Here is a 12,168-nt window from a genome sequence, read left to right as displayed (position 1 = left end):
CAAAAAAGAAAGCCGCCCGAGAGGGCGGCAAAAAGACCGTGACTAGCAATGAAATGAGAGGGAGAACCATGGCAGGAAACTGGCGGTTTCTGCCTGGCTGTGATGCCTCATCAAGCACCACACAGGCACTATAACCATTCTCATTTATCTATTCAACATTAATGCGAACAATTTTTATTTAATTTTTCTGCTCCCCGCCGGTGGGTATTTCACGTTTGAATTTCTTTGAACTACGCTCAGGAGTATCTCATTTATTCATCAACAGAGAGGCTCTACATGGCAAATTCAGAGCGCGCCTTCAGCTTTCTGCCCATTAATGAGCGTGAGGAAAAGCCCCGTAACCGTGGACTGACCGAAATCCGCGGACCCTATTACGATCCCTTGGGCAAGCGCCATTTGGCCGATATTTACGAAACCTGTGGCGACTTTGTGGACATTCTCAAATTCAGCGGTGGTTCCTTCACCCTAATGCCCGAGGAGGTACTCAAGGAGATCATAGCGCTGAGCCACGCCCACGATGTGCATGTCTCCACCGGTGGCTTCATCGAGCGGGTACTTGAGCGCTGCCCGGAGAAAGTGGACGACTACCTGAAGGAGTGCAAGCGCCTGGGATTCGATGTGGTCGAAATCTCCAGCGGCTTTCTTGCCATTCCCCAGGACGACTTGGTCAGGCTCACCGAGCGGGTGATCCAGCACGGACTCAAGGCTAAGCCGGAGGTTAACGTCCAGTTTGGCGCCGGCGGCACCAGCAGTGTCGAGGCGCTTGAGCAGCAGGGACTCCAAGACCCGAACGAGGCTATCCGCGAGGCCAAGCGCCACCTTGAACCGTTCCGGGATTCCCGGAGGCTCCAAACCTTGAGAGGATGGAGCTATGAGTAAATCAAATCGATATTCCCCTGAAGTCCGCCAGCGGGCGGTACGCATGGTCTTCGACCATGAAGCTGATTATCCCTCCCAGTGGGCCGCTATCGGTGCCATTGCGCCTAAAATCGGCTGTAATCCTGAAACACTGCGCAGCTGGGTCCGCCAGGCGGAGCGTGACGCCGGTCGTCGAGAAGGCACTACGACCTCTGAGCGTGATCGAATTAAGGCGCTAGAACGTGAAAATCGAGAGTTGAAGCAGGCCAACGAGATACTGCGAAAGGCGTCTGCGTATTTTGCCCAGGCGGAGCTCGACCGCCGAAGCAAGTGATGATCAACTTTATCGATGATCATCGAGCGCTATACGGGGTCGAGCCGATCTGCCGTGTCCTGCCGATCGCCCCGTCAACGTACTATGAACACCAAGCTCGCCTACGTGAGCCCGACCGAGCGCCTCCCCGTCACCAACGTGAACGCTGGCTACGGGCCGAAATCCAGCGCGTGTGGGACGAGAACTTTGGCGTCTACGGCATCCGCAAAGTCTGGCGTCAACTGCACCGAGAAGGTATTTCGGCAGCTCGCTGCACTATCGCTCGCCTGATGCGCCAGTTGGGGCTGCGCGGCGTGATACGGGGTAAGCCGATCCGTACGACCGTTTCCGATCCCCACAAAGCCTGTCCGGCGGATTTGGTCAAGCGGCAGTTTCAGCCGGCTCAGCCAAACGCCCTGTGGGTATCCGATTTTACGTACGTGGCGACATGGCAGGGCTTTGTTTATGTTGCCTTCGTCATTGATGCTTTTGCTCGCCGAATCATTGGTTGGCGAGTATCCAGTACACCCCGAACTGATATGGTGTTGGATGCGCTTGAACAGGCACTCCATGAGCGTCCTCAACGGCCTGAAAGTGACCTTGTTCACCATAGCGATAGGGGAGTGCAATATGTGTCGATTCGGTACACAGAGCGCTTGTTAGATGCCGGCATTGAGCCTTCAGTCGGAAGCGTGGGCGATTCGTACGATAACGCAATGGCTGAAACAGTCATCGGCCTTTTTAAGACCGAAGTGATTCGCCGACGCGGACCATGGCGGCATCTAGAAGCGGTTGAGTTTGCTACGTTAGAGTGGGTTGACTGGTTCAATCATCGGCGGATATTGGAGCCGATTGGCAACATGCCACCGGCAGAGAGAGAAGCCCTGTATTATGAGCACCAGGGTCAGGCTAATAAAGCTGCCTGACTCAAACAAACGGGTCTCCGAGAAAGCCGGTACGGTTCAACCTCGACGCAGGGGCCTATAAAATCATGGTGGAGTCGGAGGGCATCACCGAGCAGGTGCGCGAGTGGCGCACCGACATCATCTCAAGCCTAGCCGACGGCATCGGTATCGAGAATGCCGTCTTCGAGGCCGCGGACCCTGCCGTCTACGAGTGGTATATCAAGAGCTTCGGCCCCGAGGTCAACCTCTTTGTCGACCACTCTCAGGTGCTCGAACTCGAAGCCATGCGCGCCGGTGTCTGGGGCACCAACGACCTCTTCGGACGTGTCCGCACTTGGAAGGGGTGATTTCGCCCCGGCGAGCTACGGCGTCTCCTCCATCGGTAAATCGACGTGAAACGTCGTGCCTGATTGCACTTGCGACTCAAAATGCACTTGCCCCTGCATGCCTTCGACATAGGCTTTTACCAAGGCTAGCCCGAGGCCTGTCCCCGGCCTTTTGGCCTCGTTGCCTTGGGCTTGGCTGAATTTCTCAAAGAGGTAGGGCCTGAACGCCTCGGGAATGCCGGGGCCGCGATCGATAACGCTGATGCGCACCCGGTCGCCGTCGCCATGACGTTCATCAAGGCGTTGGGCCGCTACCCTGACGGTTTCGCCTTCGGGAGAAAACTTGATCGCGTTGGAAAGCAGGTTGGTCAGCACTTGCTGAAGACGATCAGCGTCGGCAAGTACCGCTACCGGCGGTATCGCGCCCAGTTCAAGCTTGACCCCATGCTTGTGAGCGAAGCCTTGGTTGGCGCTGATCGCCTCGTTGAGGAACTCGTTAAGATCTAGCGGTTTTATGTTGAAGTCGACCCGGCCAAGCTCCGCTTTCTCAAGATCGAGAAACTCGGTGACCAGCCTCACCAACCGCTGGCTGTTGCGCTGCGCGAGAGTGGCCATCTCGGCCACCGGCTCCGGCACAGGCCCGGCCATGCCCGAGGTGATCACCGAGAGCGCGCCGTCGATGGAGCCCAGCGGGGTGCGTAGTTCATGGCTCACCGTGGAGATAAGCTCGCGCTGGGCGCGTTCGATCGCCTTTCGCTCGCTGATGTCGCGCACCACGCTCGCGAACACGGGCACGGCGGTTTTTACGATCTGAAGCCGAATCTCCACCGGATACAGCACCCCTCCCTTGCGCCGGCGCATCTGCTCGCTGATCACGACCTCTTTTTCCCCTTGGCGCAGCGGCTTTAGCAGCGCCTCAAGGCCTTCTCGGTCGAGCTCTGGCATCATGTCCAGGGGGGTGGCTTCTTTGAGGGCGTCTATGTCGGTATCGAGTTCTTCCAAGGCGCTGGCGTTGGCGTAGACGTAACGCAGGCTCTCCATATCAAAAAGCGCGACTTCCTCCGACATGCCGTCGAGCACCGAGCCAAGCCACGCAAACTTAGCCTCTTGCCGTCGCGTGTTGAGCAGCGTTTCCACCAGCTGGGCCAGCGCCTCCATGGCGTCGGTCTGCTCGCGCTCCAGCTCACGGGGCTCGCGATCCATCACGCACAGGGTGCCAAGGGCCTGGCCGTCGGCACTGTGAATCGGCTTGCCGGCATAGAAACGGGCATGAAAGTCGCTGACCACGAAGGGGTTGTCGTGAAAGCGCGGGTCCCGGCTGGCGTCGGGTACTTCCATAAGATTTTTATTAAGAATAGCATGGCCGCAGAAGCTATCGTCTCGGTTGGACTCTTTTAGCTCCATGCCATAGGTGGATTTGAACCACTGTCGGCGCGAGTCAAGCAAGGCGATGAATGCATAGGGCGTGTCGCAGATCTTCGCCGCCAGCGTAGTGATGGCATCAAACACCGGCTCGCTGGGCGTATCGAGAATGTAGTGATCAGCGAGACTGGCAAGCCGAGCGGCTTCATTGGCGGGCAAAGGAGGCTTTTGCATCTCAGGGTTCCCTTATTGATAACGCGTCTGCTTTGACCGAGTGTCAGCGGCCTTGGCACGCATAGAACTCTAACGCAGGCGTGGGTATTTACCCAACAAACAAGAACGCATGGCGTTGATACCCTGGGTACAAGAGTGCTGGTGACGGTGCTAAGCTCAGGAAATTGATCGTTTATTTTCCACGCCATTAAGCCTTTTTGATGGCCATGGGGAGTAATAAGCCCCTCAACCCGGTTGATTGATATGCTTCTGGTTCCGTTGAACCGCTGGCGTTTTGCCGGCCCTTGGATTGCCTTGATTACCCTCGCGGCCATCTGGCTGGCAAGCGCTTTAGGTGTTTTTCAACTGCCCAATGCCTGGACGTATTGGCAATTCCACCGCCTCAACTTAGGGGAGAGGCCCGTTCCCCAGGTACTTTTGGTAGAGGCCGACTTCGAACAGCGCCAGCAAGCGGAGTGGCTGGCGCTTGTCGAGCGTCTTGAGCATTTCAATCCCGCCAGCATTGGCCTTCTCCACCAGCCCACCGAGCTCACTGACGCGCAGCTTGCGCGACTGCGCGAGGCGGGTGTGGTGGTGGGGCAGACAGCCGCCCAGGCCGACGGCGAAAGCCAAGTGTTAACCCTTCCCCCATCACAAGCGCTGGATAGCTTGGGCGTGCACCAGCCCCAGGTGATCGACGAAGGTGAGCGCTACTTCAGCACCGAGGCGATGGTTGCCCGTCGAGCCGAAAACCGAGCGGTGCCCGAGGATGACTTTTTGATCGATTTTCGCCCGGGGGTGAACTACTTGCCGGTGGTACAGGCGGAGCGGGTGCTGCGTGGCGATCTCACCCGGGATCTGGTGGGCGGACGCGTGGTGCTGGTGGGGCGTAGCATCGACCCGACCAATCCGCCGCTGCTGACGCCCCTGCCGCAGGAAGCCAATGTGTCGCGACTGGTATACGCCGGCTATGCGGTGGATACCCTGTTGCGGGGTCAGCCGCTTGAGAGCACGACCTGGTGGCAGAACCTGCTGCTCTCTATTGGCGTGCTGAGTGTTTCGGTGCTGCTCTATTTTCGCTTGGGCGTAAAGCGCTCGCTCGGGGTGTCGTTGGGGGGTGGCCTGCTTCTGTTCGGCACGGGCTGGCTTTCGCTGCACCTTCTGGGGATTGTGCTCCCGGTGGTCGAGCTGGTCGCCTTCCATCTGCTGCTCTGGTATTGGCTCTCCCGGCGCGAGCAGCGGCGCGAGTCGGCGATGGTGCGTAAGCTGCTGCGAGCCAGCGGTAGTCGTCTGCATGACCGCTTGCTGCCCGCGGACTTCAACTCAAGCCAGGATCCCTGGGGGCAGATCATCTTGCTCACCACCCAGATTTTGCATCTTGACCGCGCCATCCTGCTGGAGCGCGCGGGCAACGCCAAGCACCTTCGCGAGGTGAAGGCCTATGGTTGCTCCATTGAGGATATCGACGAGCGCCGGCGCGACTTCGAGCGCACGCCTTACTCTACCGCGTTGGAAGAGGGCGGCCCTATCGTGCTATCCAAGACCTTTTTGAAGCATCCGGCAGCGGGCAGTCGACAGTTTTTGGTGCCCTTGGAGTTCAACGGCCAGCTATTGGGCTTTTTGAGCGGTGAGATGGCCGAAGAAACCCTAGAAAATAATCCCCTCTTTCTGTCGTTGCTACGGGACTTCAGCAGTCAGATTGGCGAGCTTCTTTATCAGCGCCAGCTGTGGCAGGCGCGCCAGCGCAGCGAGGCGAGCCCCTGGAAGCGGCTGGTGCGCCTGGAGTCGGTGGAGTCCGAGTATGAATCCTTAAGCGAGGTGTCGCAGCTTTTCGAGCGTCGGCTCGCGCTTCTGGAGAACGTCTTTAACTCGCTGCATACCAGTACCATCCTCTACGACCTCTTTGGCCAGGTGATGCAGGTCAACCGCAAAATGGAGGAGCTAGTGAAGCGTTCGGGGCTCTCCGTGTTCAGCATGACCGCCGCCGACGCCATCGCGACCCTCGGCGGGATGCCGCTTGCCACCGCGCGCGAGCATCTCCAGCACATGGTGTTGACTGACGAGAGTGTGACATTTGCGGCCAACCTGCCCGGCGTGAAGGGGGCTTTTTCGCTCAACGTGCGCCCCTTGAAGGGCGCGGAAGGGGAGGCGTCGGGCAGTGCCGCGACCCCTTTCCGGATACACGGCTTTCTGCTTGAGCTGGTGGATGTGACCTATCTGGTGCGCCTTGAGCGGCTAAAGGATGAGCTCGGCAACAAGGTCAGCGCGGAGCTGCGTAATCAACTGGAAGCCGCGCTGTTGGCCGCCGAGCTTGGCCGCCAAGAGGACGTGGCAGCGGCGGACAAGGCGGCCTTCGGCGAGCTTGTCGAGCGCAAGCTTCAGCAGATGTCGCGTACCTTGACCCGTTCTCAGGCTATTCTCAACGCCGTTCAGGACATCAGCCGGCTGTCGGACTTTCCCGTCAACGTCACCGCGCTGGCGGAAGACCTGGCCCGGCGCTGGGAGCCACGCCTTGCCACGCGCGAGCTTGCCTTCGAACTCGAGAGCCCCCCGTTCAATGCCTTCGTGCGGGTCGACGTGACCCAGATCGAGAACATCCTGGACGCTGTTGTCGCCGTGCTTGCCGATGATGCAAGCCCCGGCGGCGTGATTCGCCTAAAGCTTGAGGAGCGACACGCAGGCGACGTCTTCTGGACCACCTTTATCTTCGATAACACCGGCTACGGCATGCCTGAAGAGCGGCTGCAAGCCGCCATCAAGGGGGCCGCATGGGATACCACCCCCGCCATGCACCGGCTGAAACAGGCCGTTGATCAGGTCACCCTCTGGGGCGGTGAATTGAGCGCAACGACCGCCATCGGTGAGGGCATACGTTTTGAACTACGACTACCGGGATTTTCCCTAGATGACCAACTCTCAGACCATCAGTAAACGCATCCTTCTGGTTGACGACGATGCCGACGTGGCCCAGCTGCTCGGCTTTGTGCTGCGCCGAGCCGGCTTCGAGGTCAGCCATGCGCCAAGCGTCAAGCAGGCCATGGAGGAGGTGACGACCAAGCGGCTGCCCGACCTCTTTATTCTGGATCTGTGGATGCCGGAACTCGACGGTGAATACCTACTGCGCTGGCTCAGAGAGGAGCAGAAGATCACAAAGCCCATCATGATGCTTACCGGCACCGTGCGCCCGGGGCTCGAAGACGAACTCAAGGCCGCCGGCGCCGATGCCGTGGCGCACAAACCCCTTAATATCCAAGCGCTCGACGCCTTGGTGCGGGGGCTTCTGGAAGAATGAATTGGGATCTGCTGCCTTTCCACCTCTTTCCCGAGGGCAGTCTTGCCAGCTCCGTCATTACCACCGTCTGGGTGGGCGTGGCGGTGGTGGCCTTCTTCAACCTGCGTTTTGGTTGGAGCCTGGCCGGGCTGGTGGTGCCCGGCTATCTGGTGCCGCTACTGCTAATCAAGCCGTGGAGCGTGGCGGTGATCATCGGCGAGGGCATGGTCACCTATCTGCTCGTTCACGCTTTTTCGCTGCTGGGCGCGCGCTATCTGGGGCTGGCCGATTTCTTTGGCCGCGACCGTTTCTTTGCCCTGGTACTCACCAGCGTGATTGTCCGAGTGGTGTTCGACGCCTACTGGCTGCCGGGGCTCGGGGCCTTTCTCGATGCCAACTTCGGCCTGGAGTTCGACTACGCCAACAACCTGCACAGCTTCGGCCTGATTATCGTTGCGCTGATCGCCAACAACTTCTGGAAGCCGGGCATGGTGCGTGGCACCTTCTGGCTGCTGGTGACCCTGGCCGCGACGTTCGTGCTGGTGCGCTTGGGCTTGATGGAGCTGACCAACTTCTCGGTTTCCAACCTGAACTACCTCTACGAGGACGTGGCCAGCTCGATTCTCGCAAGCCCCAAGGCCTATATCATTCTGCTGACCACGGCCTTCATCGCCTCGCGCATGAATTTGCACTACGCTTGGGAGTTCAACGGCATCCTGATTCCCTCGCTCTTGGCACTGCAGTGGTATCAGCCGACTAAGCTGTTGCTCACCTTCGCCGAGGTGGCGGTGATTTTGACCGCGGTGCACCTGCTGCTCAAGCTGCCCTTTTTCGGCAACATCAACCTCTCCGGGGCGCGCAAGCTGTTCTTCTTCTTCAGCGTCGGCTTTGTCTACAAGCTGTTGCTCGGTTACGGCTTTCAGTTTTTTGCGCCCTGGATCAAGGTCACCGACTTCTTCGCCTTTGGCTATCTCATCTCGACGCTGCTTGCGCTCAAGATGCACGACAAGGACATCGGCATCCGGGTCACGCGCGCCACCCTGCAGACCTCGCTCACGGCCGTGGTGGTGGCCAGTTTCGTGGGCTTTGCGCTGAGCTTCATTCCCGCCCAGCTGATCGAGGAGGGCGCCGACACTCAGGCGCGGGTGGCACCACCGGAAACGCAAGCCACACTGGGCGATGTGCTGCTGCGCCAGCGGGTGGTGGATTACGGCGTGGTCGGGCGGGAAAATCTGCCGCAACCTAGCGGCGTTGAGCTCGCCCGCTTTCAGGCAGCGCTCCTAGCGCTCAAGCGCTATCAAAGAGAAGGCGATGCTGCCGAGCTCGAGCAGGCCCGGCGGGGGCTAAGTGAACTCGGTTACGCCATCTCACGGGTCGAGGAGCGCTACCTCGTCCTGAGTGAAGTGGGGGCGCCCAGGGGATGGGGGACCTTTGTTATCGATACCCAGCTCGAAAGCCGGCTGGTGGTCGAGGTGCCTGCGGCCATCAACGAGCGCGGTATCACCGAAGCGGGACTGGCGCTATTTCGTGACCAGAAGGCTGCGGCCCTTGCCGTGAGCAGCGTGCGCCTGCGTGAAAGCACGGCGGGCACGATCGACGTGACGCGCAATCCCGGCAGCTTCTTTCATCAGTTTCACCAGACTTTCGGGCCGGGCAATGCCATTCAGGTGCGCTTGATTACCCGGACTGCAGCCCGCGAGCTGCTGGGTGGGCGTGCGCCTGAGACCAATCTGCTTGCCCTGCCAAGCCAGCTGCGGGTGAAGCAGGCCTTGCCCGAGGATCTAAAACTGCAGTCGCTTGAGCGGCTTCTGGGCGAGCTGACCCTACGCTGGGAGGCGCCAAGCATTCCCAATGTGCAGCGCGAGCGCACCCGCTCGGGCTTTGCCGAGCTCTACCTCAACCCGGATGCGTTGCGCCCGCTGCTGGCCCGCAGCCACCGTCAAGAGGCGGCCCCAACGCCGCTGGCGCAGCACACGGGAGCGTTGAGCGACTACCTGCTAGAAAGAACCGCGCTGATCCGCGAGGTGGGCGGGGGCGATTTTCGCCCACCCCGTCTTGACGAGCTGCTGTTTCTTGATCTTGAAGTGTTGAGCCCACTTCTTGAGCTCGCCGTGAGCGGCCCTCAGCGCGGTTGGAACGAAGACGCGTTGGGTGAGCTGCGCTACCTCAATGACCTGGCCCGGGGACTGGGCTATCGCATCACTCGCTTTCATGATCGCACGCACGATCAGCGCTACCTGATCCTGGAAAATACCCTAGACGCCACGCCCACCCAGCCCTGGGGCAGCGTGGTGATCGCCACCGGTGGAGCGTCGTCCCAGCTTGTCCAGGTGCCGCGCCCGCGCTTTGAACGCAATACCCTGGAGGCTGGCACTCAGTTATTTCAAACCCTCGAAGCGGGCGCGCTGCTGATCGCGGGTAGCCACCCCTTCCTTGACCCAGCGGGGAGTGCGGATGTGTTGAACCCACGCAACCCGCGCAGCGTGTTCAATCTGATGCATCAGGTGTTCGTGCGTGAAGCAGGCGGCGCGCCGCTTCTCGTCACCCAGATAAGGGGGATGGGGGAGCGAGAGAGCATCCAGGCGCCGAGTCTTCTGGCTTTCGCCGATGGCTTACGCCCGGATGCCGCGCCACTGCCGCTGCGCGAGCGGCTGCGCCGGTCACTGGAGAGCATGGGCCTTGCCCCCGAGGAGGTGCTCGGTGACGCATCGACTGCCGGGTATGAAGTGGGCAGCAGTGCCCAGACGCGCTATCTGGCCGCCGCTCGCAACACGGATTTTGCCACCGTCTGGATCGCCCCTTCGGTTCGGCGCGCCTTCGCGTTGCCCACCGACGATCGTCAGCAGCAGCTGCAGTTCCAGGCGCTAGAAATCGAGACGCTCAATACCCCTCTTGCCGAGCAGGTCGCGCGCGATGGCCTGTCAAAAGCGCCGCTGCCCGAGCGCGCGGCATCGCTTCTTGAGCACTACGTGGCGACCGACGACATCGTGGCGCTACGAACACTGCAGCACCGGGGGTACCGCCTTGCCCGTGTGTTGGACCCCGATTCCCGTCAGGCCTTTCTGCTGGTGGCGGCAGCCGATGCCCCACGCGCGATCCTGGCCATCGCCAACCTGAATCCGCTGAGTCAGGCGGTCACCGAACTGACGCCGGATAGCCCCTGGACCGGGGAGGTCGAGGCCTTCATTGACCGCCGAGCCTTTCTACTGCTCACGGGAGGCGAGCAATGAGACTACTAGGCCGCCTGCTGCTAATACTGCTGCTCGTCATCGTGGCAGCGTTTCTCTACCCGCCTCTGCGCGCGCTGTTTCAGGTGCCGCCGCCGGCGCCCGCCGTGGTCCAGCAGCTCGGTCTCGACGCGCGCGCCTCGACGGTCTATTTCCTGCCCGAAGACGACTGGCTCACCTTCCCCGTTATCAGCCAGGCCCAACGGCTACGCGTGCTTACCCACGCGGGCGCCGATCCCGCGGCCGAGCAGGACGTCCCGATGCGCTACGCCCTCGAGTACGAGCTGCTGGACGGCAATCGCGAGCCCTTGCATGCGGGGCGCTATACCCAGGAGACCCGCTTACCTCAGCCGCTTATCAAGGACGGCGTGCCGGTGCCGCGCAACCTCTATGGCGACAGGGCGCTTGCCGTGGCCGCCGGTCAATCCTTCAACGTGCAGCTGGAGGCGCTGCCCCAAACGGCCTATGTCCGCCTGCGCCTGAAACCGCTTGCTCCGCCGCTTGAGAACGTCGCCGTGCGTGTCTACTACGAGGAGCGCATGAGCGAGCGGCAGGCCTCGGTGGCCTGGGAGCGACTGAGCCAAGCCCAAAAGGAGCGGCTGTCCCAGGGGGCACTCTACCCGCCGGAGCTACTGACGCGCCAGGAGCGCCTGAATTTGCTGGAGCGTCAGTGGCAGCCGGTCGGCCCACTCGGCACCAACCCCGCCCAGGGCGTACTGTTTAGCATCCAGGGCGCCGACGCCTACATCGACCCAAACCTCATGCCTCGCTCGCCCGGGCTCTATGCCGGGCCGGATCGCCTCGGCGTGCTGCCCATTGAAAAAGAGGGGCGCTACCGCCTTCAGTTCACGCCGCTTTTCGATGAGGGCCTGGAACCCGAACTCTCGCTGCGCCATGTCACCGAGCAGCTCGAAGCGCCGCCTGAAGAGCGGGTGACGCTTTCCGGCGAGCCGCTATCAAGCGAGCACGTTCTCTCGCCGGGGCTGTTGGTGGTCACGCCGAATCAGCCCGGCATGGTCGACCTCTGGCCAGTCGAGGAGCCCGAGCAGAGCGCGCTGCCCGAACCCCGTTTTCTGCGGGCTTGGAGCGTGCAGCCGGGGCTATCTGCGGCGTTTCAGCTACTGCCCGGTGATGAAGTGGGTACGTCTCTGCGCCTGGACCTTCGCGCTCACGGCGAGGGCGAGCCCCTGCCAGAAGAAAAGACCATTGAGGCCGAGTACCGGCTGCTGGATGCGCAAGGCAAGGAAGTGGATCAGGGAAGGCTCGCGGCCGATGTCATGCCCTCGATGATTGACCGGGTGGCGAATACGCAGCCGATAGCGGATCTTTCCGACCCGGCACGTTTCTATTTGCGACTGCCGCCCGACGCGGTTCGCCTTGAGGTCACAAGCCGCCAGCCACTGCTCGCCAACGCCTATACCCGGCCCGACGATCTGCCGCACCGCACGCGCGTACCGGTGGACTACTACGCGTGGCAGGGCGACGAGGCGGGTCAGCCGAGCTGGTTTATTCTGCAGCCACCCACGTCCCAGGCGCCGGCACCGGAGACAAGCCAGGTGCTACACGTGCAGTCGCGCCCCCCCGAGCGTGACCCGGAGCTTCTCGCCGGGCGCTACCAGTGGGAGGCCCTTGAGCCGCAGCTCTCGGCGCGCGGCGCCCGTATTCTGGTGCCCGTGCGCGGCGAGGAGCGCCT

8 protein-coding genes and 1 other annotated feature are annotated in these 12,168 nt (G+C 61.2%); of the genes, 7 read left to right on the top strand and 1 reads right to left on the bottom strand.

The features are described from left to right. Window positions 1-276: 276 nt before the first annotated feature. The 3 genes from BQ9846_RS00045 (at window position 277) to BQ9846_RS00030 (ending at window position 2,423) form a co-directional block, all read left to right on the top strand. Window positions 277-879 carry a phosphosulfolactate synthase gene (locus BQ9846_RS00045; RefSeq protein ID WP_075878602.1) on the top strand — a complete coding sequence of 201 codons (603 nt, stop codon included), beginning with the start codon at window positions 277-279 and terminating at the stop codon, window positions 877-879. After that, a protein-coding gene (locus BQ9846_RS00035; protein WP_144049355.1) for an IS3 family transposase occupies window positions 872-2,097 on the top strand; the annotation gives its coding sequence in 2 pieces (ribosomal slippage) (window positions 872-1,157 and window positions 1,157-2,097; 1,227 coding nt in all). The genes BQ9846_RS00045 and BQ9846_RS00035 overlap by 8 nt, the downstream gene beginning before the upstream one ends. Next, window positions 1,150-1,266 (top strand) — a sequence feature (AL1L pseudoknot). It overlaps the preceding gene by 117 nt. Further along, window positions 2,094-2,423, top strand: a complete 330-nt coding sequence (locus BQ9846_RS00030; protein WP_268874657.1) for a phosphosulfolactate synthase — start codon at window positions 2,094-2,096, stop codon at window positions 2,421-2,423. The genes BQ9846_RS00035 and BQ9846_RS00030 overlap by 4 nt, the downstream gene beginning before the upstream one ends. A gap of 15 nt (window positions 2,424-2,438) precedes the next feature. On the opposite strand, the gene BQ9846_RS00025 is transcribed toward BQ9846_RS00030, so the two are convergent. Beyond that, window positions 2,439-3,998 (bottom strand): GAF domain-containing sensor histidine kinase, encoded by a 1,560-nt coding sequence (locus BQ9846_RS00025; protein ID WP_075878598.1) that lies wholly within the window; start codon window positions 3,996-3,998, stop codon window positions 2,439-2,441. Between the two features lie 243 nt (window positions 3,999-4,241). On the opposite strand from BQ9846_RS00025, the gene BQ9846_RS00020 reads away from it, so the two are divergent. The 4 genes from BQ9846_RS00020 to BQ9846_RS00005 all read left to right on the top strand — a co-directional run. Then, complete coding sequence (locus BQ9846_RS00020; protein ID WP_075878597.1) at window positions 4,242-6,908, top strand: CHASE2 domain-containing protein; 2,667 nt, start codon at window positions 4,242-4,244, stop codon at window positions 6,906-6,908. Then, window positions 6,883-7,269, top strand: coding sequence for a response regulator (locus BQ9846_RS00015; protein WP_075878596.1), 387 nt, complete (start codon window positions 6,883-6,885; stop codon window positions 7,267-7,269). The genes BQ9846_RS00020 and BQ9846_RS00015 overlap by 26 nt, the downstream gene beginning before the upstream one ends. Next, window positions 7,266-10,478 (top strand): poly-gamma-glutamate biosynthesis protein PgsC/CapC, encoded by a 3,213-nt coding sequence (locus BQ9846_RS00010; RefSeq protein WP_075878595.1) that lies wholly within the window; start codon window positions 7,266-7,268, stop codon window positions 10,476-10,478. The genes BQ9846_RS00015 and BQ9846_RS00010 overlap by 4 nt, the downstream gene beginning before the upstream one ends. Then, window positions 10,475-12,168, top strand: a 1,694-nt coding sequence (locus BQ9846_RS00005; RefSeq protein ID WP_144049354.1) for a hypothetical protein, incomplete at its 3' end; no start/stop codon positions are given. The genes BQ9846_RS00010 and BQ9846_RS00005, both read left to right, overlap by 4 nt.

Origin of the sequence: Vreelandella massiliensis, assembly GCF_900155385.1 — a bacterium.
GTDB lineage: Bacteria > Pseudomonadota > Gammaproteobacteria > Pseudomonadales > Halomonadaceae > Vreelandella > Vreelandella massiliensis.
Note: the sequence above shows the minus strand (reverse complement) of the source record. Positions and strands in the feature narration are given on the sequence as shown.

What these genes read in the sequence shown, in the direction of transcription:
- BQ9846_RS00025 (WP_075878598.1), bottom strand. Translation starts at nt 3,998, where the DNA reads ATGCAAAAGCCTCCTTTGCCCGCCAATGAAGCCGCTCGGCTTGCCAGT.
- BQ9846_RS00045 (WP_075878602.1), top strand. Translation starts at nt 277, where the DNA reads ATGGCAAATTCAGAGCGCGCCTTCAGCTTTCTGCCCATTAATGAGCGT.
- BQ9846_RS00015 (WP_075878596.1), top strand. Translation starts at nt 6,883, where the DNA reads ATGACCAACTCTCAGACCATCAGTAAACGCATCCTTCTGGTTGACGAC.
- BQ9846_RS00010 (WP_075878595.1), top strand. Translation starts at nt 7,266, where the DNA reads ATGAATTGGGATCTGCTGCCTTTCCACCTCTTTCCCGAGGGCAGTCTT.
- BQ9846_RS00020 (WP_075878597.1), top strand. Translation starts at nt 4,242, where the DNA reads ATGCTTCTGGTTCCGTTGAACCGCTGGCGTTTTGCCGGCCCTTGGATT.